The following is a 23,675-nucleotide window of genomic DNA, read 5'->3' on the forward strand; positions in this document are numbered from 1 at the left end:
TATGGAAATCTTATATTACCTTTAATGATGTTATACTTATAATACAATAGCGGAAGAGACCTATAGTATAATAATAATTTTTATTCGTTCCTTTGCAAAGTATAAAATTGTCACTCATATTTTAAATAAAAATGGAAAATCTTAACGAAGAAATACACAACGCTTTCGAAATAATAAAGGAAGGCGGAATTATCCTTTATCCTACAGACACCGTTTGGGGCATAGGTTGTGACGCCACGAATCCAGAAGCTGTTGCCAAAATATACAAACTCAAACAAAGAGCTGAGACACAAAGCATGATTGTTTTAATGAACGGAGAAAAAATGATGTACAATGTTTTTAAGGATATTCCTGAAGTAGCCTGGCAAATTATTGATCTTTCCGAAAAACCTACGACCATAATCTTAGACAAACCAAGAAATGTAGCTCCAAATTTAGTTTCAGGAGACAACTCACTGGGAATCCGCATTGTAAAAGAGCCTTTTTGCTTCAAATTAATGGAAAAAATGAGAAAGCCACTGGTTTCAACATCAGCAAATATCTCCGGACAACCTACTCCTATTGCCTTTAAAGATATTAGTCCAGAAATTATAAAAGGTGTGGACTATGTTGTAAATTTGCATCGCGAAAAAATCGCCGGTAAACCTTCGACAATCATAAAATTGACGAACGATTCTCAGGTGAAAGTGATTCGGAAATAGTTTGCAGTATTCAGTTTCTAGTTTTCAGTTTAACAACTTTAGACTTTAGACTTTAAACATTTTTAAAATGAGCATTAAAACTTCATATAAAGAAGCCTTAAATAATAAAATTTTCAAAGTCATCTCTCAAGCTTCTCAAGAACTTAACGTAGATAGTTACGTGATTGGTGGTTTTGTTAGAGATTTACTTTTGAAGAGAGACTTTAAAAAAGACATAGATATTGTTGCAGTGGGCAGCGGAATTGAGTTGGCTTTAAAAGTATCTCAATTACTTCCAAATAAGCCAAAAGTTCAGGTTTTCAAAACCTACGGAACGGCAATGTTGCGCTTTGAAGACACCGAAATTGAGTTTGTGGGTGCTCGAAAAGAATCCTATCAGTCTGATAGTCGCAATCCTATTGTTGAAAACGGTACACTTCAAGACGATCAAAACCGCCGCGATTTCACAATCAATGCACTTGCCTTAGCTTTGAACAAAGATAATTTTGGAGAATTATTAGACCCCTTTAACGGTCTTGAGGATTTAAAAAACAAAATAATTAAAACACCATTGGATCCAGATATCACTTTTTCTGATGATCCGTTGCGTATGTTGAGAGGTATTCGTTTTGCGAACCAATTGGGCTTTGATATAGAAGAAAATTCGTTTCAATCCATCAAAAAGAATGCAGAGCGAATCAAAATCATATCTGGAGAACGCATTGTGGATGAATTGAATAAAATACTTTCGACAGATCAACCTTCAATAGGATTTTTACATTTGTTCAAAACAGGACTTTTAAACATTATTCTTCCCGAGTTAACGGCTTTGAATCAAGTTGAAGAAATAGAAGGTCACACCCACAAAAATAATTTCTACCACACGCTGGAAGTGGTTGACAATATTTGCCCAAATACGGATGACGTTTGGCTCCGCTGGTCTGCATTATTGCATGATATAGGAAAAGCTCCAACAAAACGTTTTAACAAAAAACAAGGCTGGACATTTCACGGACACGAATTCCTTGGTGGGAAAATGGCAAAAAAAATATTTGAGCGTTTGCACATGCCACTTAACCATAAAATGAAGTTTGTCCAAAAAATGGTCATGATGAGCTCTAGACCTATTGTTCTTTCTCAAGATACTGTAACGGATAGTGCGGTGCGCCGTTTGGTGTTTGATGCTGGTGAAGACGTAGAAAACTTAATGACACTATGCGAAGCGGATATCACCACAAAAAACCCAAACAAGTTTAAAAAATACCACAAAAACTTTGAAATAGTTCGAAAAAAAATTGTGGAAGTAGAAGAGCGTGATCAAGTACGTAATTTTCAACCGCCGATATCTGGTGAGGAAATTATGGAACATTTTAACATTAAACCCTCTAGGGAAATTGGTATTATCAAAGAAGCAATTAAAGAAGCAATCCTTGAAGGTGAAATCCCAAACGAATACGATGCAGCTTTTGATTTTATGCTAAAAAAAGCATCTAAATTAGGTTTAGTCAAAGTTTAACTATTGTGTAGTGACCTACTCCATAGAAATGAGATAATTTTACAAAAAAATAGAATTCCTGTGCAAAAATACTTTCTAAAATCCGCAAAAATAGCTCTCGTTTTAGTTTATCTAGTCATCTTTGCAGGTGCCTTTGTTCGATTAACTGGTTCAGGAATGGGCTGCCCAGACTGGCCTAAATGTTTTGGGTATTACATTCCACCAACAGATCAAAAAGAGCTTCTTTTTACACCGAATAAGGAGTATAATAGAGGACAAGTAATCATAAAAGAAGAATCGTTATTAGTTGCTAAGGAGGATTTTGTTGCTAAAGAAAATTTTGAAACATCCAATTGGGTACCTTATCAAAAACATGATTATGCAATTTTTAATCCCATTCATACTTGGGTTGAATACATCAACCGCCTCCTAGGGGCGTTAGCAGGCATAGCTTGTATAGTAACACTGGTTCTCTCCTTTGGTTATAGAAAAAAACAAAAGAGCCTTATTTACTTATCTTTTATAGTCTGTTTATTGATGGCATTTCAGGCTTGGCTCGGTAAAACAGTGGTAGATTCTGTACTTAGTCCGTATAAAATTACCACACACATGCTGGCAGCTTTGTTAATTCTAGCCATTCAACTTGTGGTTATTTACAGCGTGAAAACAAATAACAAAACTGTTACTTTTAATACCAAATTTAATGCCCTTTTACTCTTAGCACTAGTTCTTACTCTTGTTCAAATTGTATTGGGTACAGATGTTAGAGAACAAGTAGATATTATTTCAAAAACAGGAGCTCCAGAGGTCATGTGGCTCCAAAATCCAACTGTTATATTCTACATTCACAGATCTTTTTCGATACTTGTGTTTGCGCTCAACAGTTATTTATTCTACATAAATAGGAAATTAAATCTAAATGCGAGCAAACAAAATTGGGTTATGTTTTTGCTTTTCGTCGAAATTCTTACTGGTATAAGTATGTATTATTTTGATTTTCCTTTTGGTACACAAACTATCCATATCGTTATAGCAACCCTACTTTTTGGGGTTCAATTTTACCTGGTTTTAGAGTCTTATTCGCAAAGAAAAAAACAACTTTAAAATCCGTCCTTGACTATATTGTCACATCTATTTTTGCTTACTAATTATTAAAATGTCTAAACTTGCAGCTCAAGATAAATTTTTAGATTTATCAGATTACGGGAGATTTTTCGGAAGATTTCTTGCCAACCAATTAAAAGATACACGCTTCACTCCCATTCATGTTACACTCCTTTTTGGTATTTCTGGATTACTTGCCATTTACAGTATTTTGCAAGGACATTACTTTTGGGCAGCCTTTTTTTTACTCTTAAAATCAGGAATTGATGCTGCCGATGGTGAGCTTGCCAGATTAAAAAAAACACCTTCTTACACGGGTAGATATCTTGACAGTGTGTTTGATATTATATTGAATTTTTTGTTTTTAATGACTATTTGCTATGTTTCTAAAACTACTTTACTTCCTACAATTTTAGCGTTTATTGGTATTCAATTACAAGGCACATTATACAATTATTACTATGTTATTTTACGAACAAAATCAGTAGGAGGAGATACAACGAGTAAAATTTTTGAACATAAATCTCCGCGTGCATTACCAGGAGAAAGTCAAAAATCAGTTGATATTCTATTTACCATCTACACTGTAGTTTATGGAGTTTTTGATAAAATAATTCATGCTCTTGATCCTGATGCTTACAAGGTAAAAACGTTCCCGAACTGGTTTATGACCTTGCTTTCAATTTACGGATTAGGCTTTCAATTATTACTTATTGCAGCTTTACTTGCTCTTGATTGCATTGAGTACATCATTCCTTTCTTTATCTTTTATACATCCTTTATTTTAGTATTAATAGGTATTAGAAAACTTGTTTTCAAGGTATAAACCCACCATAGATAACATCTATACTGATTACTTAAATGCCACGTTACCATTATTTTAAAACAAAACACTTACAGCTCTAATTCAACACCTTTATTTCAATTCAATATATTTTAGTAGCGACTATTAAATACTAATAGCTATTGGAATTATGCAATACATTTAAAGAATTGTATAACATTCAAACAGCTTAAATTCACCAAATTTGTGAAGAACAAATAGTAATTTAAAACTTAGATATTATGCCAAATTCAAATGAGATTAAAGGAACCTGGAATGAGTTGAAAGGAAAACTAAAACAAAAATTTGCTGATCTTACCGAAGATGATTTATTGTATGAAGAAGGTAAAGAAGATGTAATGTGGGGTAAATTACAACAAAAATTAGGCAAGACAGAAAAAGAAATTAAATCTTTACTTGACTAGTTTTTGATTATATGAACAAGTGTTTACAGTACTATTTTTAAAATATTCTTGATTTGAATTCTTTTTAAAAACAGTACTATAAACACTTTTTTTAGGACTACAAATTTATCCTATCCAAGTCTTAAAATCAGATACTTTTTCACGACTCACAATAACGTCATCTTCTTTGTAAGTTGGCAAAATAACTTTCAATCTGGAATTGCTATAAAGAACAATTTCTTTGATTGCCTTCATGGGAATTATGAACTTTCTGCTAATTCTGAAAAAATCTTTTGGATCTAATTCTTCTTCTAAATTTTCTAACGTAACATCAATTAAATAATTTCTGTTATCATACGTGTGAATGTAGGTTCCTTTATTTTCACTAAAAAAACATTCAATTTCATCTATAGAAATCACTTTTAAATGTTGCCCTATTTTTACCGTAAAACGCTTTTTATAGTTTTTTTCAAAAGGGTTAGCCAGCATTTTTTTGATTTGTTCAAAATCAATAGCGAGGTTTTGAACAGCTACTTCTTGCTTAGGCAAAAGCGATTTAAATTTAGCAACAGCCACTTCTAAATCATCTTCGTCAATAGGCTTCAAGAGGTAGTCAATACTATTCAATTTAAAAGCCCTTAATGCATATTCATCATAAGCCGTTGTAAAAATTACAGCACTTTTAATTTCAACTTTTTCAAAAATTTCAAATGACAATCCATCCGATAGTTGAATATCCAGAAAAATCAAATCAGGATGTTCGTTGTTAGAAAACCACTCTAATGCTTCCTCTACAGAATGAAGCATTACCTCAACCGCTAAACTTAATTTCTCAAGTTTTCTTTGCAGTAATCTGGCAGCTGGTTTTTCGTCTTCTATAATTATTGTTGTCATTTACTATTGGTAATTTGTTAATTGAATCGTTTGCGGTTTTTGTTTGGTTGAAAACTGTGAATGAATGCTTGCTTCACTCCCATTTATTGTTTTTCTCTTTTTCCATCAGCTCTTTTATTTTGCGTTCTTCCCAGTTTCGGCCTAAAACTATTGCAGGCAAAAACACAGATAAACCATGAGACGCTAATCCAATGCCCCAAAATAAGGCAGTGGCAAAATTATTCCATTGAAAATAGCTTTCGCCAGTTTTAAGGTTTTGTGTATTCAACACTACAATCATAATGTTGATAACGATGTAAACAATAAGGTGCGTATAAAAACCCTTAATTTTTCGAACTCTTTTAAGTGCATTATCGTATGCTAATTGATCGGTTGTTGTCATGATTATTCGTAGGTATTTGTTTTATTATTTTCTTCTTGTATGTATTGTTTTAGTTTTCTTTCTTCCCAATTACGTCCAAAAAATGGAAGCCAATTAAAGACTCTGATGGCGTGAAATAAAAGTCCAATTCCCCAACTTCCAAAGGTCCAAAGAAAAAATATATGGTTTGGAGCATATCTAAAATTAATCAAGATTAGAATTCCATTTACAATCACAAATGAAGCAAGGTGCGAATAAAACCCTTTTAACTCCTCAACTTGCTTTTTCGCTTTTTGATACTGCTCAAATTCGCTATTGTTTGGTTTATTTAGTTCCATTTGTTTGTTTTGCTTTTGTTTAAAATTTCTTGAACTTTTTGCTCTTCCCAATTTTTTCCGTAACCAAAGGTCTCGAGTGCATGAAACGTTAATCCCATTCCCCAGCCCAAAAGCGGGAACCAAAACCATTGAAAAGGATGTGGCGAACTCAGGTTAATAATAATCAAAACAGGGATCACGATAAAATACGAAATTAAGTTCCCATAAAATCCTTTTAATCTTTCTACTCTTTCTTTAGCTCTTGCATAGGCTAAATTTTCGTTGCTGATTGTGTTAATTTCCATGGCGGCTATTTGTTTGGTTAAAATCGGAATCAGTACTTTAAAGTCTGTTTCCGTTTTTTCTACTAAAACTTTTCTTTTTGATAACAAGGCATATCGGCTTACAATGTTTTGCAATCCTACTCCTTGACGGTCTTGTAATACTTCTTTTTTTTGTAAATTATTTTGAACTACCAAGTAATTATCTTGAATGAATATGGTAATTTGCAATGGTTTATTCTCACTTACTACGTTGTGCTTGATGGTGTTTTCGAGTAATAACTGTAAAGATAATGGCACTACTTTAGCTTCTGAATTATCAAAATCAGTTGGTAAATGAAAGGTGATGCTGTTCTCGAAACGCATTTTCAATAAATTCATATACGTTTTGGCAAAAGCCAATTCCTCGGCTACACTTACTAATTCTTTGTCTTTTTGCTCTAAAACGTAACGGTATATTTTAGACAAAGAAGTGGTAAATCGTTGGGCATTTTCTGGATTTTCTTCAATCAAGGAACTCAAAACATTCAAACTATTAAATAAAAAATGAGGATCTATTTGGTTTTTTAAACTTTCGAATTTGGCATTGGCTGTGCCAGCAATAATTTTTTGTTCTTTAACTTTATTCTCATTGTACGCTTTGTAAAAATAGATGGCATGTATAGTTAGCGTAACAAAAAAAGTAATAATACTGGATACAATGTAGCTCTGTGGGTTTTCATTTTCCAAAAACTCTTGCAAACTTTTGTTGTTATAGACTACTTCTTCAAACAAGTGCAATAAAAAAATTACGATTAAAGACAGGACAACCGAGCCCGCGAAACCAACAAACAATCTCTTTTTAGAAAAACGCTCAACAAAGAGTGCATCTAATTTCATAAAAAAAAGTGCATTGGTACCATATAATGTGAGCGTATACAAAGCCGTGAACAAAAAGTGAGTTAGTAAACGCTGGCTAAATCCTATTGTGCCGCCCATAACTACCGTAAATAATTGCATTAAGACAAAAATTACTAAGGTTAGTTTGAATGCTTTTTGTAATTGTTGAAGAAATAAGTTCATTTTATAAATTCTTTAGTTCCCTGCTAGTCACAGCAACGTCAATTGTTTTAATTTTATTTACAATTTTTTTGAGCAATTTGAGCTCTCTCTAATCCCCATGAAGGTGAAAAAACTGTTTCGGGTTTAAAAGTAGCAAAAAGTCCAATAGCTTTTTCAATTTGCGCACACATTGGTTTGGTATCGGTTCCCCAAAATTTCGCTCCGCCTATTTCAAATTCGGCTTTACAAAACACCACTCGTGGGTTTTCTGGAGCAATTGCCTGTGCTTTTCCGTATAATTGCATCACAGGTCCAGCTAATTTTTGTCCGTTTGTCATGGGGTCAAATGCAATCCACGCGGTGTGAATCATGGCTTGAACTACAAGCAACTCTGCATTATTCGGATTTTTATCCATTTCAATGTCTACTGCTTTCTGTGCTTTATTCAGTAGCAAACTTACCTGTTCTTTATCTTTTGTTGCAAAAGCAGCATTTGTATTTACCAAAGCCACATAATAATTAGGCAACCAGCTAGATTTTTCGGCTGCAGCAATTCTTTCAAATAAAGCTGATGCTTCGGTACTTTTTCCTTCGCCCCATAATTGAAGTGCTTTGCCCATACCTTGCTCAAATTGACCTTGAGCCGATACATAGGAACTGATAAACAATACGATGGTAACAATAATTTTAGTCATAACTTTAGTTGTTTTAATTGGATTTTGGTTCATTGTTGTTTTCATAATTTCTTGGTTTTAAGATTGTTTAATTTGATGATTGAAACGCTTTGTTTTTAATTACACTTCAAAAGTAGATTGCTTTTAACAGCTTAAAAATTGATTCCTACCGAACTGTAGAATTTAATGGATGAGTTGTATTTTTTAGTTGCAAAGTTTCTTAGATTCTAAGGTTCATAGTAATAAAGTTGAAGATTCGCAGGCTTAGTACCTTAGTACTTTGCCACTTTGAACCTTTATAAATTCCTTAACTGATTGTCTTTTTTATCGTTGCTGATGGTCCAAAAGAAACCGACAAAGAAAAAACGATCTGCTGTGGGAGTAATTTCTCTTCTGTTGTAAATTCCAGCGCTGTTTGGATTTTTAGCGTACTCATACCCAAAAACATTTTGAGTAGCTAAAACATTCGAAACTGAGAAATACAAAATCTTTTGTGGACTCAATAAATAGGCCCAGTTAAAACTCAAACTGTTGTAGGCTTTGGTTTTTCCATTCATGAATTTTGTTTCATTGGGGTTGTTGTACGGGCGACCTGAACTGTAGGAATTCGTAAATCCTATTTGTGATTTCCAGTTTGTTATAAAATATTTTGTAACAATAGACAAACTGTGATCGGCAACAAAACTTGGGGTCACTTGAGCGCTAAAATTTTTATAATCTCTCTCCGTATCGATGTACGAATAAGAAACCCAGTATTCTAAGTTTTTAATTGATTTTCCATCTCTCCAAAACAAGTCCAATCCTTTTGCATATCCTAAACCTGAATTATTGAAAGTCGAATTATACAAAGGTGTTTCAGTATTAAATTTTACTAAATCGCTGTACTCTTTGTAATAGGTTTCGGCACGAAATGTTTTACCGTTTTTGTTGTACTGAAAATTTAAGATGTAATGCGATGCTTTTTCGCTTTCAAATTGATTGTTGTTCGAATATTTGACGTAATCTGCGCTTGGAGTTTGAGTAAAATTACCATAGGCAAATGAAAACTGGCTGTTTTTGGCCATTTTATAAGCAAATGAAATTCGGGGTGCAATAGTAGTTTCATTTAGTAAGTCATTATTTGCTGCCCTTAACCCTACTTTTGCTGCCCATTTATTTGAAAATAAAACATCAACCTCACTAAAAAAAGCCGCTATGTTCGAATTGTACCCATTGGTGAAAACCGAACCTGAATTATCCCTAAAATCTTCATTGAACTGCGTCATAAAATAATCAGCCCCAAAGGAAAGTTTGATCCTTTCTGAAAAACTTTTTCTTAATTTGAATTTCAAATGGGCCGCATTTTCATCGTTTGCCACTTTATCAATATTCAAATTAATTTTATTATTGCTATATCCATAACTCAACCCAGAAGTTAGCTGCCAGTTATTTCCAAAAACTCCTTTGTAAGATGTATTGAAATAAAAATTATTGTTGTTTAAATCCACTCTGGTTTTCTCAGGATCATTGATGTTTTCCTGATTGACATCAAATTTGGAAGCATCAAAAGCGGCATATACTTTCAAAATTCCGTTGTTAAAATTATAACGATACACAGTTTCTCCAGACAAGGACTGAAAAGGACTGTTCCAATCCACATTTTGGGGAATCGCAGCTTGGTATGGAGCCAAATTAATATAATTTGAATTTACACTTAACGAACTTTTTTTCCATTTTTGGGTATTCCCAATTCCCAATCCTACAGTCATCAAACTAATTTCTGTTTTGTTTTGGTCCGGCTCGTCCTGAGTGTTTAGCAGTAGCACACTCGATAAAGCTTCACCATATTCTGCTGAATAGCCACCTGTAGAAAATGATATTCCGTTGAATAAAAAAGGAGAAAATCGGCCACGAGTAGGTAAATTATTAGTACTTGCACCATACGGTTGCGCTACCCGAATACCATCTACAAAAGTTTGGGTTTCATTAGCCTCGCCACCGCGAACAAACAATCTTCCGTCCTCGCCTACCGTTTGTATTCCTGGCAAGGTTTGTAACGCTGCTATAATATTTCCTGCAGAACCTGCTGTGGTAACAATATCTAAGGGTTTTAAAACCGAAACTCTTGCTTTATCACCTGACTCTAATGTTCCTGCGGTAATAATAACGGCATCAAGACCTGTTACACCTTCTTTTAGTTTTATGGTTTTATCAACAAATGCAGCCACATTTATTACTGTTTTTGAGGTTTCATAAATCAAAAAACTCACTACTAATGTTTGATTTCCTGTTGTTGTGGTTGTAAAACTAAAACTACCTGTTTCGTTACTTGTGGCGCCATCATAGGTTCCTTCTATAAAAATGTTAGCCCCTGCAACGGGTTTTCCTTTTTCATCTACTACTTTACCCGAAATTGTACTTTGCGAAAAAAGAAGTGTTGTAACTAGTAAGCATAAGAATGTGACTGTGGTTTTCATAATTATTGGTTTTTATGAAGCAAATGTATCTGAGAAAAAAAGTTTTAAAAATAGAACCTTACTCAACTGTTGAAAATGGATGCTGAGTTGTACTGTTTTTAATTTTGGAGTACTTTTACAAATTAACAAAAGGCTACAACAAGTAGAAATGCATGAGGTATAGTAGTGAAAATCCTTTTATAGCCCGTTGCAAAAAGGGCTATAAAAGATTGTAGCGAATAGCTCGACCGATAGTCTCGTTTTTTGGGACGAGACTATCGGGCATGCCCAAAATAAAAAACATAAGATGGAACCAAAAACGGAAAAAGAAAAAATGATTGCTGGAGAATACTATTTATCTGGTGATGCTGTATTGATAAAAGAACGACGTAGGGCTAAAAATTTATTGCACAGACTTAATGTAACGGAGTACCGCGTGACTAAAAAAGCGCGCGAAATCATTCAGGAATTGATTCCTAATGCAGGTTCTAATTTATATATTGAACCTCCTTTTCATTGTGATTATGGATACAATATAACGTGTGGTGATAACGTATATTTTAACGTGAACTGTGTGGTGCTGGATTGCGCACCTGTTGTAATAGGTTCGAATGTATTTTTTGCGCCTAATGTGCAAGTTTATACCGCCACGCACCCGCTTGATGCTGAATTGCGAAAAACACATGAAAATGCTTTACCAATAACGATAGGCGATGATTGCTGGATAGGCGGCAATACGGTGATATGTCCCGGAGTTACTATTGGAAAAGGTTCAGTAATTGGCGCAGGATCTGTAGTGACAAAAGACATTCCAGATAATTCACTGGCGGTGGGAAATCCAGCAAAAGTGATTCGGAAATTGAATGTTTAGTGAAAGGTATCAAAGCTAATTACCCAAAATAAATTTTACTATATTTGTTTATACATTTAAAAAAAACATCATGAAACACCTTAAAACATTTCTAGTCTTGGCCCTTATTTTTGTTGCAAACTCCGTTTCAGCACAATCTACTTTTGATAAATGGCCTGCCATAAAAGAATTTCACGAAGTATTATCTGAAACGTTTCATCCTGCTGAGGAAGGAAAATTGGCTCCCATAAAAGCACGTTCAAATGAGTTATTAGCAAAAGCAACGAAAGTGCAAAAAACAGAAATTCCAGCAGAATTTAGAACAGAAATTATTATTGAACTGGTAAACCGCTTACAAGCCAATAGCAAATCGCTCAACCAAATTGTTACGAATAAAGGTACAGATGCTGAAATTGTAAAATCGATAACGGGGCTCCACGATATCTTTCATGATATAGTTGGTTTGTGTTCCGATTCAAAAAAATAAAAAACCGAAAGCCTGATCAACTGATTGGGCTTTTTTATGGCATAAACTGAAAAGGAACCAATCCTTATTTAGTTCAATTTCACAACTGATAAAAGCAGTTTTTATCCAAAAAAATAAAAGCAAAAATGTAGTTGCCTCGGATACCAAGATAACAAGCAAAATAAAAATCTTATCAACAAATCGAAAAACTAAAATCGAAAACTGAAATTAAATTTTACCTTTGACCTTTCAATAAAAACAAAGATTATGGTTTATAAATTTAGGGTAATTCTAGACGCGGAAGAGGATGTTTTTAGAGACATTGCAATACTTGAAGACGATACTTTAGAAGATTTGCATAATGCTATTTTCAATTCCTTTGGTTTTGACGGGATGGAGGTTGCTTCTTTTTATACGTGTGATGAAACGTGGAATCAAGAAGAAGAGATTCCGATGTTTGATATCGGCGATGTTCCCGGTGAACAAAAAATCATGAGTGATTACCAATTATCTGATATTTTAGATAAGGTGAATACAAAAATTCTTTATGTATATGACTTCATTAACATGTGGACGTTCCTTGTAGAACTTGCTGCCATTGAAGATCAAGTTGTTGGGAATACATATCCTGAAACTATTTTCTCTCATGGAGAAATGCCAGATGAAGCAATGGAAAAAAACTTTGAATCTGATAATGCTGATGATTATAATGATGAATTTGAAGACGGTTTAGATGAGGATGATTTAGACATGTTTGAAGGTGATGATAGTTTTGAAGACTATGGTTTTGAAGAGAATTGGAATTAGTTTGTAGTAAGGTTCTAAGCATTTAAGGTACTGAGTTCTTATATAAATTTAATTTATTATTTTCACACCATGAGCAATTTTAGAAACCTACTGATTTGGCAAAAATCAATGTCATTAACAACTAAAATTTATAAATCAACTAAAAAATTTCCATAAGAAGAAATATTTGCATTAACATCACAAATAAGACGAAGCTCAGTTTCAATTCCGAGCAACATTGCCGAAGGGTTTGGAAGAGACAGTAGTAAAGAATATTTACGTTTCTTAAATATTGCAATTGGATCATTATTTGAATTACAAACACAAATAGAAATCGCAAAAAACATAGACTATTTAAACGAAGATGAATTCACTACGTTGTACGAAGATAGTCGAGAAATTGAACGAATGCTGGTTTCGTTCATCAATAAAATAAAAGAAAGAGATTAAAACCTCAGTAACTCAGCAACTTTTCACTTAGCACCTCAAAAAAATGATCAACCTATATAACACACACATCGAAAATTTATCCATTCATAGAGTGGGAAATAAAAGCAGAAACGAAGCTATTTTTTTATCAGAGCAGCCCTTTAATCTTAATGATGAAATTGTGCCTTTGATGAAAGAATTTTTCTTTAAACCTTTTCGAGAAAAAGAAGAAAATTATTATCAATTTGCTCATGAGATTGACTTAGACTACAACGACATGTTTAAATATGCCACGGAAGTTTTTGACAATCCAAGTAGCATTCATGAAGTTTCAAAAAAAATCACAACCCATTTATTTGAGCAGTCTAATCACCCTCATATTAAAAATGGGGAAGTGTATGTAACGTACTTGACGAACCTCAACATAGATAACAATGTTGTAGATGCTATCGGAATTTTCAAGAGTGAAATTCAAGCTGATTTTTTACAATTTGAAGAGAAAGCTTCTCAATTGGAAATGATTTTACAACAAGGAGTGAGCTTAAACAAATTGGACAAAGGTTGTCTTATTTTTAATCACAAAAAAGAAGAAGGTTACAAAATTCTTACAGTAGACAGCAATCGTTACGATGCAAGATACTGGTTAGAGCATTTTTTATCAGTAGATGCTTTTGAGGACGAGAACTTTATCACTAAAAAATATTTGAAGTTTTGTCAAAATTTTGCTAAAGATGTTGTTTTTCCGGCTGAGGATAAAAAGGAAGAAGTGATGTTCATGAACCGATCTGTGAATTATTTTGCAAAAAACGATCAGTTTGAAGAGACTAACTTTTTGAATGAAGTTTTAGACAATCCAGATTTGATCCCTGAATTCAAAAACTATAAAAGCGATAAGGGAGAAAAATACAGTATAGAGGATGTTACCTCCTTCCCTATTGCAAATGCAGCAGTATCTGATGCCAGAAAATCAATAAAAAATGTGATCAATTTAGATACTCATATCCAAATCAAAATGGACTTTATTAATCCCGAAAGTGCAGAGAAATTTGTAGAAAAAGGATGGGATGAAGAAAAACAGATGTATTACTATCTTGTTTATTTTAACAAAGAAGAGAAAAGTTAGTAACTCCTAATGCTAGCATAATATAACATTAAAAGGTCCGCCATTACAACCGTAATTGCAGACCTTTTTATTTGCGAAATAAAAGAAAAAAAAACGAGTCTTTGAAACTTACTTTATTCCTAAATTTACAGATTCAAAAATCAGTTCTAAATGTCACAATTTTTTTTCAAAGAAAGTCCTTTCAAAACTCTTATTTCGTTTCATAAACTCATTGATGGGCTGGAGGAAATTGCTAATAGCCCTATAGATTATAGAGCTAATTACGCCAAGGCATTGCTAAAAGAAATGGCACCATTTCCTGAGTTTAAAACAGGGATTGAGGATTTTGAAATGATTTTTAAAAATAAAGAATTATTAGAAAACATACTCGCAGATTTATTTCCTACGGTATTGACTCAAAATGAAATCAAAGCTGTAACTATTCCGTTTCAAAATTTCACTTTTAATTATTCTAAGCGTTTTCAAAAAATAATAGAAAATGCAGGAACACCCTTTGACATGACCATTAGGGATTTTGATGAAGATCAATTTTATGTCATGAGTTGTATTTTAATTTTAAATTCGTTTTACAAACAAAATTTTGAATACAATAAGCCTTTGTTTTATGATATTCCAGATAAAAATGGGATTATGAAGCATTATCGAATTTTGTACAATGCTGATTTTATGGAAATCATTCCAACTGCAGACGTTATCCCATTAACTACTAGCGAAATAGATTTGTTAATGGATAACTTTGATGATGTGGCACTGTGGAAACAAAAATTCCCTAAAGAAAGTTGGATCCTAAAAGGTTTTGGAATTGTATCCTTATTTGACGCAACAATTGAAAATGCGGTATCAAACTTAAAAAGTAACCTTTTAAAAACTAAAACAGAACCAAATGAGGATCCAGGAGATTTTGAAGGAATCTTTCGTTCTATTTTTAAAATCTCAGACTTAAAAGTTGGATTTATAATGTTTGACGAAGAAGAACAAAAATTTGTCAAACCCCCTTATGATGTCACAGGAAGTTTCGTACTCCAAGATTTACCAGAGGTGGATTGTAATAATTCCCTATTTGGATGTTCATTAGAGAGTATTCTAAATCAAAACAAACCTTTTATCATTTCAAATGTTGAAGAATTTGCTCAGAATTTAAACAATGAAAAACTAGGAAACTATTTATTATCACTAGAAATCAAAAGTTGCATACTAGCACCAGTAATAAAAAATGGTAAATTATTAGGTATTATTGAGCTTGTTTCTAGCAAATCTAGAGCGTTAAACAGCATTAATGTCAATAATTTAAATATGATTTTACCTTATGTTGTTGATACCTTGGAACGGTATAATAATGACATGCAAAATCAAATTGAAGCCATAATTCAGCGGGAATACACTGCCATTCACCCAAGTGTGTACTGGAAATTCAAAAAAGAAGCGGTTACTTATTTTAAAACACAAACTAAAGACTACAATTTTAAAGAAATTGTTTTTAAAGAAGTCTATCCTTTGTATGGACAAATTGACATCAAAGGATCATCAAATCACAGGAATGAAACCGTAAAAGAAGATTTGAAAAATCAATTGAACGCGTTGATTCAAATTTTTGAAAATCAAAGATTCAACACCAATTTAGTATTGTCTGAGCAGCGCACTTTTGAATTACAAACATTATTAACGCAACTAGATGCTCCGCTAAAAGCTGATACAGAACAACAAATACAACTGTATATAGAAAATGAAATTCATCCTATTTTAAAGAATACTATACAAGCTAATGATGGCAACACTTTAGAAAATAAATATTTTAATAGCCTAGATCCTAAAACAGGAATGTTTTATCATGCTAGGAAAAAATTTGATCATGCAATATCCATTATCAATAAAAAACTAGCTTCAATCCTTGACAAAAAACAAACTGAAGCGCAAGAAATCTATCCGCATTATTACGAGCGTTTTAAAACGGATGGCGTAGAACACAACTTATACATAGGCGCTACCATTGCACCAAACAAAACTTTCGATACTTTGTATTTGCACAATTTAAGGTTGTGGCAATTGCAAACTTTATGTGAAATGGAAAAAGAGCACCATCAATTGAAATATTCACTGCCTTATGAACTAGATGTAACATCGCTAATTCTAGTTTTTAGCTCTCCTATTTCTATACGGTTTAGAATGGACGAAAAACGTTTTGATGTAGACGGCACCTATAATGCCCGATATGAAGTGGTTAAAAAACGAATTGATAAAGCCCATATAAAAGGAACCTCTGAACGAATTACCGAAAAAGAGAAAATAACTATTGTATACTCACACAATAACGAAGAAACAGAATATCTCAACTACATTAAGTTTCTTCAATTCAAAAAAATACTTGAACCGGGCATCGAACAATTTGAAGTTGAAGAGCTACAGGGTGTATCTGGATTAAGAGCAATACGTGTTAAAGTAAGTAATACGAATCAAACTCAAGTTAATTCTAGTTATGACATTTATGAAAATAATTTAGATAAAGGGAATTAATGTTACCCCATTTTAAATGCAATTACAAATGCAATTACAGAAATTATTATTCCAATCATGAAAAAATTGTACGTTAATCTAAGTAAGCGGTATTTTTTTTCGAGTACCACACCTAGATAATATAAATCTTTAATCATTGAATTGTACAAATACTCTTTGTCTTTCATCATTTCATTCATAGCCCATTGGTATTCCTCTAATGGCATTTTATAAAAATTACCAAAAAACAATAAATTTACTTTTTGATTTTCAATATCTTGTCTGGTAAATATTCCCTTAGTTACTTTTGGTCGAGTGGATAAAATTGCAAAAATTATAGTTGTTACACTTGACATGAGCATGATAAAAGTAGGTATCATGAGATGTACATTTTTAGGGCTGTCTAGTTTAGGAATTAAAATTGATAATGCAATAGATATAATAATTGCATTTACAGATAATAATATATTCGCTTTGCTATCAGCAATACCGCTTAAAGTAGTATGATTATTAAGAGTAACCCTAAAAAGTGTGTCAACAGCACGATCTGGTTTATCTTCTTTTTCCTTTTTAGTTGGAACAAATTCTAGATCTTTACCCTTGGTCAATCCCATTTTTTTAATTTTCTTTTGAAGTTTTTTAATATTTTTTTCTTTTAGTGGTTGCCAATGTTCGAGGGCATAATCCGTGTAATAACGATGAGTATTGGTAAGGAAATCAATATTTTCGAGAATCCAATCTTTATCTGAGAATTTTTTTTGATCCAAACATGCCCATTCTTCTCGCAAATCATTACATGTAGTAGAATAATTAGGTGCCGAAAGATGAAAACAATCACCATCCTTCATGATTTTTTCTAAGAGTGTTTGAGGTTCATACCCAAATTTAGTTGACATTATAAGAGAGGCTACCTGATCTATAAACTCAGATGACTTTACCTTATCTGATAGAAAATCACGCATCAGAGAAACACTAACTGCTTCATGATGATCATAACAATTTGTATATCCCGTATCATGAAACCAAGCCGCAATTTGTAAAGTTTCAGAATCCTTTACACTTACATTTTCCATTTTAGCAAGTAATGAAATGGCTTCAACAACTTGAATAGTATGCTGTATATTATGATAGGTAAATGAGTTAGAAAGTTTATCTTTGAAGAGTTTTTCAACGTAATCCTTGGCTTGTTCTATTAAATTCATGGACATATTTTTACACCACTAAATTATGAAATTATTTTCGGATAAATCTTCTAATCCTTTTTATATAACTGGAATTTCAATTCTGTTAGTTTTTATTCTTTTCACGTCCTGTGCAACGCATCATGCACAATATGGAAAAAATGCAAAAAACCTAACTGAGAACGCAACAGATAGCTTAAAAATTGCACATACTTTTTATTTAATTGGAGATGCAGGAAACGCAAATGAACCAAAAGCGAAAGAAACATTAAACCTCCTTGAAGAGCAATTAAAAAAAGAAAATACAAACAGCACATTACTATATTTAGGTGATAATATTTACCCAAAAGGATTACCAGACACCAATCCGGCAAATGAACGCTTAATTGCCGAAGAGAAACTCCTAAATCAGCTAAAATTATCTCAAAATTTTAAAGGAAAAACCATTTTTATACCAGGAAATCATGACTGGTACAGTGGCTTAAAAGGGTTAGAGCGTCAAGGTAAATTTGTTACGAATTATTTGAAAGAAAAAAAGTCATTTATGCCTAGTAATGGTTGTGGCATTGAGGAACTAGAAATCAATAAAAACCTCAGTTTGATCGCAATTGACAGCCAATGGTTTCTAGAAAACTGGGACAAAAGCCCCACTATAAATGAGAACTGTAATATTAAAACAAGGGAAGCTTTTTTTATTGAAATTGAAAATATATTGTCAAAAAATCAGGATAAAACCGTAATCATAGCTATGCACCATCCATTGATGAGTAATGGTTCTCATGGTGGACAATTTTCATTAGAAAAACAACTTTTCCCATTAGAGCAAAAAATTCCATTACCAGTACTAGGATCACTCATCAATTTAGTTCGAAAAACATCTGGCATAAGTCCGCAAGACATTCAAAACAAGCAGTATGACCTGTTTATCAAACGCGTTAAAACATTGCTTCAAAACCATGAAAATTTAATAGTAGTTTCTGGTCATGATCACAATTTACAATATATAGAAAGAGATAATATCAAACAAATTATTAGTGGTGCAGGATCAAAATCTGAGGCGGCGAGGGCAATTTTAGAAGGAGATTTTTCGTATGGTAAAAATGGATTTGCAAAGTTAATTGTTTTTGAAAATGGGCTTTCAAAAGTGATGTACTTTGGAAAAGAGAAAGAGTCCCTCATTCATGAAAAAATAGTGTTACAAGAAAAAAAAGATTTTGACACCAGTGTATTTTCAAAATCGTTTCCAAAAACTATAAATACAAGCATTTACAGTCCTGAGCAAACAAAAAAATCTGGGTTTTATAAGTTCTTTTTCGGTAATCACTACCGCAATTATTATAGTAAACTCATCAACGTTCCTGTAGCAACTATAGATACACTTTTAGGAGGATTACAACCCAAACGTGCTGGAGGTGGACACCAATCTAATTCCCTTCAACTTTTTGATTCTACTGGGAAAGAATATGTGATGCGCAGTTTAAAAAAGAGTCCTACTCGATTTTTACAAGCGGTAGCATTCAAAAAACAATTCATTCAAGATGAATTTGAAGACACTTACGCCGAAAATTTATTGGCTGATTTTTACACCACAGCACATCCGTATACCCCTTTGGCAGTTGGTAACTTGGCCTCAAAAATAGGTGTTGCACATACTAATCCCGTTTTATATTACATACCCAAACACGCAGCGCTTCAAAATTTTAATAGTACTTATGGCAATGAACTATATATGTTTGAAGAACGAGCAACTACAAATCAAATTGCTACCTCTAGTTTTGGAACACCACTAGCAATAGTCAGCACAGAGGATGTTTTAAAAAACATGCGAAAGGATGAAAAATATGCAGTAGATGAAAGTGAATATATCAAAGCTAGATTATTTGATATGCTAATAGGAGATTGGGATAGGCATGAAGATCAATGGCGCTGGGGCGAATATCACGAAAATGATAAAGTTATTTACAAACCTATTCCCCGTGATAGAGATCAGGCATTCAGTAAATATGATGGTGCATTGGTTTATGTGTTAATGAAAAACGTACAACTAAGACACATGCAGTCGTTTAAAGATAATTTAAAAAATGTAAAACTAATGAATAGAGAGGCTTATCCACTGGATTTGGCCTTCTTAAAAAAAACTACTAAAGATGAATGGATAAAACAAGCAAAATACATTCAAGAAAACTTAACCGATAGCGTTATAGACGACGCTTTTAAAGTACTACCAAAAGAAGTTATAGACTTTACAATTACAGACATACAACAAAAATTGAAAGCAAGAAAAAAAGAACTTATTATTGCTGCTTCAACTTATTATGACGTACTGCAACATACTGTATTACTGGTTGGTACTGATAAAAAAGATAAATTTGTAGTTCTAAATGAAGAAAAAAATAAAGTAACTATTCAAGTATTTCGAGTAAAGAAAACGGGGGAAGAACTGCAGTATTCCAGAAATTTTACTGCCAATAAAACTAAAAAAATATGGATCTATGGATTAGATGATGACGATGAATTCATAGTAAAAGGAACATCAAATTCAGGAATTAAAATAAGATTGATAGGCGGTCAAAATGAAGACTTGTACACTATTGAAAACGGCAAACAAGTAAAAATTCATGATTTTAAATCCCGCACCAATACGTACACTCTTGACTCAAAAACAAAGTTAAGGTTGATAGACGATTACGACAATAGCTTTTACGATTATAAAAAACCAAAATACAATTATTTTACTGGCTTACCCAACATTGGGTTTAACCCCGATGATGGTATAAAAATAGGAATAGTAGCAGGCTACATTGTAAATGATTACAAGCAAAATCCTTTTACTCATAAACATTCTTTAAAAACCAATTATTATTTTGCAACAAGTGGGTATGAGGCTATTTACAATGGAAAATTCCCGAAACTCTTTGGCAGATGGGATGCTGATCTTGAAGCCCGTTTTACAAGCCCTAACTTTACAATCAATTATTTTGGGTATGGTAATGAAACCAAAAACGATTCGGAGTTATTTGACATGGATTACAACCGTGTTCGAATTCGAATGATAAAAGTGATGCCATCCATTAATAAAATTGGTCTTAACGGTAGCAAGTTTCAGATACAATCTAGTTACGAAAGAATTACAGTAGAGGAAACTACTAATAGGTTTGTAGATACCTCTCTCGAAGTAAATCCTAAAGTTTTTGAAAATCAGCATTTTGCTGGTGCAAGTGTAAAATACAGTTATGAAAACTATGACATCCCTGCATTTCCATCCATGGGAATGGGAATTAGTTTTACCGGAAGTTGGAAAATGAATCTAGAAGATTTAAAAAGAAATTTCCCTACTTTAGAAAGTAAAATAAACTTTAACCATAAAATAGATGCTAAAGGAAAACTAGTTGTTGCCACAATCCTGAAAGGAAAAGCAGTACTTAATAATAATTTCGAATTTTATCAAGGTGCAACTCTAGGCGGTGATTATGATTTAAGAGGTTTTAGAAATGAACGGTTCTTGGGGAATCAATCTTTTTATCACAGTAGTGATATCCGTTTGAATCTTGGTAAAATAAAAAGAAGCGTTATCCCAATGACTTTTGGTATTTTAGGTGGTTATGACTATGGGCGCGTTTGGCTAAAAGGAGAAAACTCTGAAAAATGGAATCAATCCATTGGTGGAGGGATTTGGCTTAACGGTCTCAATGCACTTACTGCGCGCATCACTTATTTTAAAAGTGCAAGTGAGGAAGCTCGTATTGCCTTTGGTTTAGGATTTGGTTTTTAGTTGTGTTAAAGTAGTTTTATAAACCTTACCGCCATCACTTCCGTATTTTTCATCAGCAAGTAGTATTTTGTCATTGTCTATAAATGTGGCTGCTTCTTTTTGAGAAAAATGGTTCAATTCTAGAACTGTTTGGGTACCACTCAAGAAATTATCCTCTTTAAAATTTTCGAAAAGAATAATTTTATCATGTGTAAGCAAAGCTACCTTTGACTGATCAAGGCTAAGAATTGCACTCGTAATGGCACATGATTTATAGGTGTCACAGGTTTTAAAGCTACCCAACAAAATAGCTGTATGATTTCCGGCTTGATTCGGTATTTTATAAATTAATGACGTACCATCAAATCCTTTGCTTCTGTTTTTGGTAAACAAATAAAAATTGTTATTCATCTCAAAAAAACCTTCAACATCATACAACAACTCTTTTTTATTTGGAGGAAATTGCTTTTGTTCAGGATATGAAAATGATATTTTTGAAACGGGTGCTGCAGTAGCATTCAATAAAGAATTTTTGTCTACTTTATATATACATAAATCCTTACGTTCATTGTCATTATTACCAAAATCACCAAGATATAAATTCCCGTTTTTATCCATAGTAACATCTTCCCAATCTGTATTTTGAGCATCAGTTATGGATATTGTTTTTGTAATTTTACCGGTAGAGTTAATTTTATATAGTGCACTAGTATTGCCGCTATCCTCAATTGCCCATACGGACTGATCTTCTGGCGTATAAATAATCCCTGAAACTTCTTTGAGTTTCTTTGGTAAAGAATACAATTCTGTAATAGAAGTTGATGGTTGCTCACAAGAAGCCAATAAAAGAGTGATAAAAATATATTTTCTCATTATATATAAATTTGATAATCCATAAAAATCAATTCAAATATAACCAATACGCTCTACTTAACAATTACTTTTTTAAAACCGTACTGTTTTTATAATTCCTTGTGATAAACTCAAAGGCGGCAACCATAATACTTCCCATTGATTTTGCTTTTTTAAAATTGAGATCTTTTGTATACCGGTACAACTCCATTTTTAATTGTTCCAAATGCATTTCGGTGGAAAGCGTATCCGCACTCATTATTTCGAGTAATCTGTTAATTCTGTTTTCTGAGGATAAAATTCTTTTGGCAAGAACTGCGCGTTCTTCATCTTTGTACTGCTCAATGGAGCTGGTTTGAAGCTTTTCTTTAACCAGTTTAACCATGGGGTAATTTTCTTTAAAAAATTGAGGTCTGTACACTTTAAAATTCCCCTCATAACACTGCTGATCAAAATCTATAGCCCGTATTTTATAAACTACGTGATCAAAATCATGTATGGGAACAATGACATAATTATAGGCACGCATATCCCCCAACAATCTTATCATGCATCGTTCATTAAACTTTACAAACTCTTTTGCTATTTGAGCCTTTTCCGTTTCGGTACAATCAGCTAGCAAAGTTTTTATAAAAATATCTCCCGGGATTCCCATAATGTGTTCCTCAATAAGAGTATCATTATAAACCAAGAAATTGATTTTATCAGGTGAAAGAATATGTTCTAATTCTAACCCATAAACTCGGGAAGCATCCGCTTTTTTTACATAAAAATGAGTGTAATTATCATTTAAAATGTTTCTAACTTTGATTCGAAATGGTTTAGAATTTCCAAAAGTGCAATAATCAATAGAGTCGATATTCAAAAACTTTAGTATTCCTAAATTTCCATCAGAGTGCAGTAAGGAATATATCTTTTTTAAATTTAAGTCAATTTCCTCACGCTCAAACTCATTATAATATACTCTTATCCACAAAGTATCTTGGTCATTTTTATCATATACAGTCACAGAGCCTGTAAAACGTAATAAATCATCATAAAACACCGTTACTTTTGAAACCCTATCAAATCGTTCTAAATATTCTTGTAAAGAATTATTTATTGGATAAGACGGTTTTTTAAAAACCATAATAGGATCACTCATGAGTTTTTTATTCAAAAATACAATAAAAATGTATCTGAAGAACTTAATTCTTGTCTAATACCTTGCATTTAAAGACCAAAACATTCTTAAAAGT

21 protein-coding genes are annotated in these 23,675 nt (G+C 32.8%); 12 read left to right on the forward strand and 9 right to left on the reverse strand.

Annotated elements, in window-relative coordinates; translation table 11 throughout:
- Positions 1-131 precede the first annotated feature (131 nt).
- From DNC80_RS06610 to DNC80_RS06630, 5 genes are all read left to right on the forward strand, one after another.
- Entirely contained in the window at positions 132-701 is a 570-nt protein-coding gene (locus DNC80_RS06610) for an L-threonylcarbamoyladenylate synthase (protein WP_182650293.1), read from the forward strand.
- A 67-nt stretch (positions 702-768) separates the two neighbouring features.
- Positions 769-2,196, forward strand: coding sequence for a CCA tRNA nucleotidyltransferase (locus DNC80_RS06615; RefSeq protein WP_182650295.1), 1,428 nt, complete (start codon positions 769-771; stop codon positions 2,194-2,196).
- Between the two features lie 60 nt (positions 2,197-2,256).
- Entirely contained in the window at positions 2,257-3,279 is a 1,023-nt protein-coding gene (locus tag DNC80_RS06620; RefSeq protein ID WP_182650297.1) for a COX15/CtaA family protein, read from the forward strand.
- Positions 3,280-3,331: 52 nt separating this feature from the next.
- Positions 3,332-4,105, forward strand: coding sequence for a CDP-alcohol phosphatidyltransferase family protein (locus tag DNC80_RS06625; RefSeq protein ID WP_182650299.1), 774 nt, complete (start codon positions 3,332-3,334; stop codon positions 4,103-4,105).
- 239 nt (positions 4,106-4,344) lie between these two features.
- Positions 4,345-4,527, forward strand: coding sequence for a CsbD family protein (locus DNC80_RS06630; protein WP_086453503.1), 183 nt, complete (start codon positions 4,345-4,347; stop codon positions 4,525-4,527).
- Between the two features lie 105 nt (positions 4,528-4,632).
- Here the strand turns inward: DNC80_RS06630 and DNC80_RS06635 are convergent, their stop codons facing one another.
- The 6 genes from DNC80_RS06635 to DNC80_RS06660 form a co-directional block, all read right to left on the reverse strand.
- The gene (locus tag DNC80_RS06635; RefSeq protein WP_182650300.1) at positions 4,633-5,400 is read right to left on the reverse strand and encodes a LytTR family DNA-binding domain-containing protein; all 768 of its coding nucleotides are present in this window, start codon (positions 5,398-5,400) and stop codon (positions 4,633-4,635) included.
- 73 nt (positions 5,401-5,473) lie between these two features.
- Positions 5,474-5,782: a 2TM domain-containing protein gene (locus DNC80_RS06640; protein WP_182650302.1), complete on the reverse strand. Its 309-nt coding sequence runs from the start codon at positions 5,780-5,782 to the stop codon at positions 5,474-5,476.
- A gap of 2 nt (positions 5,783-5,784) precedes the next feature.
- A complete protein-coding gene (locus DNC80_RS06645) occupies positions 5,785-6,099 on the reverse strand; it encodes a 2TM domain-containing protein (RefSeq protein ID WP_182650303.1) in 315 nt (104 codons plus the stop codon).
- A complete protein-coding gene (locus DNC80_RS06650; protein ID WP_182650305.1) occupies positions 6,090-7,421 on the reverse strand; it encodes a 2TM domain-containing protein in 1,332 nt (443 codons plus the stop codon). Before DNC80_RS06650 ends, DNC80_RS06645 begins: the two co-directional genes overlap by 10 nt.
- 53 nt (positions 7,422-7,474) lie before the next feature.
- On the reverse strand, positions 7,475-8,095 hold the full coding sequence (locus DNC80_RS06655; protein ID WP_182650326.1) for a hypothetical protein: 621 nt from the start codon (positions 8,093-8,095) through the stop codon (positions 7,475-7,477).
- A 275-nt stretch (positions 8,096-8,370) separates the two neighbouring features.
- On the reverse strand, positions 8,371-10,530 hold the full coding sequence (locus DNC80_RS06660; protein WP_182650307.1) for a TonB-dependent receptor domain-containing protein: 2,160 nt from the start codon (positions 10,528-10,530) through the stop codon (positions 8,371-8,373).
- A gap of 286 nt (positions 10,531-10,816) precedes the next feature.
- Between DNC80_RS06660 and DNC80_RS06665 the strand changes: the two genes are divergently transcribed.
- The 6 genes from DNC80_RS06665 (at position 10,817) to DNC80_RS06690 (ending at position 16,674) form a co-directional block, all read left to right on the forward strand.
- Entirely contained in the window at positions 10,817-11,380 is a 564-nt protein-coding gene (locus DNC80_RS06665) for a sugar O-acetyltransferase (RefSeq protein WP_182650309.1), read from the forward strand.
- A 70-nt stretch (positions 11,381-11,450) separates the two neighbouring features.
- On the forward strand, positions 11,451-11,846 hold the full coding sequence (locus tag DNC80_RS06670) for a hypothetical protein (RefSeq protein WP_182650310.1): 396 nt from the start codon (positions 11,451-11,453) through the stop codon (positions 11,844-11,846).
- A 246-nt stretch (positions 11,847-12,092) separates the two neighbouring features.
- Entirely contained in the window at positions 12,093-12,632 is a 540-nt protein-coding gene (locus DNC80_RS06675; RefSeq protein WP_182650312.1) for a hypothetical protein, read from the forward strand.
- Between the two features lie 162 nt (positions 12,633-12,794).
- A complete protein-coding gene (locus tag DNC80_RS06680) occupies positions 12,795-13,061 on the forward strand; it encodes a four helix bundle protein (protein WP_370628711.1) in 267 nt (88 codons plus the stop codon).
- A gap of 43 nt (positions 13,062-13,104) precedes the next feature.
- On the forward strand, positions 13,105-14,163 hold the full coding sequence (locus DNC80_RS06685; RefSeq protein ID WP_182650314.1) for a nucleoid-associated protein: 1,059 nt from the start codon (positions 13,105-13,107) through the stop codon (positions 14,161-14,163).
- Positions 14,164-14,313: 150 nt separating this feature from the next.
- Complete coding sequence (locus tag DNC80_RS06690) at positions 14,314-16,674, forward strand: GAF domain-containing protein (RefSeq protein ID WP_182650316.1); 2,361 nt, start codon at positions 14,314-14,316, stop codon at positions 16,672-16,674.
- Between the two features lie 2 nt (positions 16,675-16,676).
- On the opposite strand, the gene DNC80_RS06695 is transcribed toward DNC80_RS06690, so the two are convergent.
- Positions 16,677-17,855, reverse strand: coding sequence for a Pycsar system effector family protein (locus DNC80_RS06695; RefSeq protein ID WP_182650318.1), 1,179 nt, complete (start codon positions 17,853-17,855; stop codon positions 16,677-16,679).
- 25 nt (positions 17,856-17,880) lie between these two features.
- Here DNC80_RS06695 and DNC80_RS06700 point away from each other — a divergent pair, with 25 nt between their 5' ends.
- A complete protein-coding gene (locus tag DNC80_RS06700) occupies positions 17,881-21,606 on the forward strand; it encodes a metallophosphoesterase (RefSeq protein WP_182650320.1) in 3,726 nt (1,241 codons plus the stop codon).
- On the opposite strand, the gene DNC80_RS06705 is transcribed toward DNC80_RS06700, so the two are convergent.
- Both DNC80_RS06705 and DNC80_RS06710 read right to left on the reverse strand, forming a co-directional pair.
- Positions 21,589-22,458 (reverse strand): SdiA-regulated domain-containing protein, encoded by an 870-nt coding sequence (locus DNC80_RS06705; RefSeq protein WP_182650322.1) that lies wholly within the window; start codon positions 22,456-22,458, stop codon positions 21,589-21,591. The genes DNC80_RS06700 and DNC80_RS06705 overlap by 18 nt on opposite strands.
- A gap of 64 nt (positions 22,459-22,522) precedes the next feature.
- Complete coding sequence (locus tag DNC80_RS06710; protein ID WP_182650324.1) at positions 22,523-23,581, reverse strand: hypothetical protein; 1,059 nt, start codon at positions 23,579-23,581, stop codon at positions 22,523-22,525.
- Between the last annotated feature and the right edge of the window lie 94 nt (positions 23,582-23,675).

Origin of the sequence: Flavobacterium sp. SOK18b (assembly GCF_014156605.1) — a bacterium.
GTDB classification, from domain to species: domain Bacteria; phylum Bacteroidota; class Bacteroidia; order Flavobacteriales; family Flavobacteriaceae; genus Flavobacterium; species Flavobacterium tiangeerense.

Bases quoted from the DNA above. Each gene is read 5' to 3' on its own strand.
- DNC80_RS06645 (WP_182650303.1), bottom strand. From the start codon at position 6,099: ATGGAACTAAATAAACCAAACAATAGCGAATTTGAGCAGTATCAAAAA.
- DNC80_RS06705 (WP_182650322.1), bottom strand. From the start codon at position 22,458: ATGAGAAAATATATTTTTATCACTCTTTTATTGGCTTCTTGTGAGCAA.
- DNC80_RS06670 (WP_182650310.1), top strand. From the start codon at position 11,451: ATGAAACACCTTAAAACATTTCTAGTCTTGGCCCTTATTTTTGTTGCA.
- DNC80_RS06665 (WP_182650309.1), top strand. From the start codon at position 10,817: ATGGAACCAAAAACGGAAAAAGAAAAAATGATTGCTGGAGAATACTAT.
- DNC80_RS06660 (WP_182650307.1), bottom strand. From the start codon at position 10,530: ATGAAAACCACAGTCACATTCTTATGCTTACTAGTTACAACACTTCTT.
- DNC80_RS06635 (WP_182650300.1), bottom strand. From the start codon at position 5,400: ATGACAACAATAATTATAGAAGACGAAAAACCAGCTGCCAGATTACTG.
- DNC80_RS06690 (WP_182650316.1), top strand. From the start codon at position 14,314: ATGTCACAATTTTTTTTCAAAGAAAGTCCTTTCAAAACTCTTATTTCG.
- DNC80_RS06640 (WP_182650302.1), bottom strand. From the start codon at position 5,782: ATGACAACAACCGATCAATTAGCATACGATAATGCACTTAAAAGAGTT.
- DNC80_RS06630 (WP_086453503.1), top strand. From the start codon at position 4,345: ATGCCAAATTCAAATGAGATTAAAGGAACCTGGAATGAGTTGAAAGGA.
- DNC80_RS06625 (WP_182650299.1), top strand. From the start codon at position 3,332: ATGTCTAAACTTGCAGCTCAAGATAAATTTTTAGATTTATCAGATTAC.
- DNC80_RS06710 (WP_182650324.1), bottom strand. From the start codon at position 23,581: ATGAGTGATCCTATTATGGTTTTTAAAAAACCGTCTTATCCAATAAAT.
- DNC80_RS06615 (WP_182650295.1), top strand. From the start codon at position 769: ATGAGCATTAAAACTTCATATAAAGAAGCCTTAAATAATAAAATTTTC.
- DNC80_RS06685 (WP_182650314.1), top strand. From the start codon at position 13,105: ATGATCAACCTATATAACACACACATCGAAAATTTATCCATTCATAGA.
- DNC80_RS06695 (WP_182650318.1), bottom strand. From the start codon at position 17,855: ATGAATTTAATAGAACAAGCCAAGGATTACGTTGAAAAACTCTTCAAA.
- DNC80_RS06700 (WP_182650320.1), top strand. From the start codon at position 17,881: ATGAAATTATTTTCGGATAAATCTTCTAATCCTTTTTATATAACTGGA.
- DNC80_RS06610 (WP_182650293.1), top strand. From the start codon at position 132: ATGGAAAATCTTAACGAAGAAATACACAACGCTTTCGAAATAATAAAG.
- DNC80_RS06650 (WP_182650305.1), bottom strand. From the start codon at position 7,421: ATGAACTTATTTCTTCAACAATTACAAAAAGCATTCAAACTAACCTTA.
- DNC80_RS06655 (WP_182650326.1), bottom strand. From the start codon at position 8,095: ATGACTAAAATTATTGTTACCATCGTATTGTTTATCAGTTCCTATGTA.
- DNC80_RS06675 (WP_182650312.1), top strand. From the start codon at position 12,093: ATGGTTTATAAATTTAGGGTAATTCTAGACGCGGAAGAGGATGTTTTT.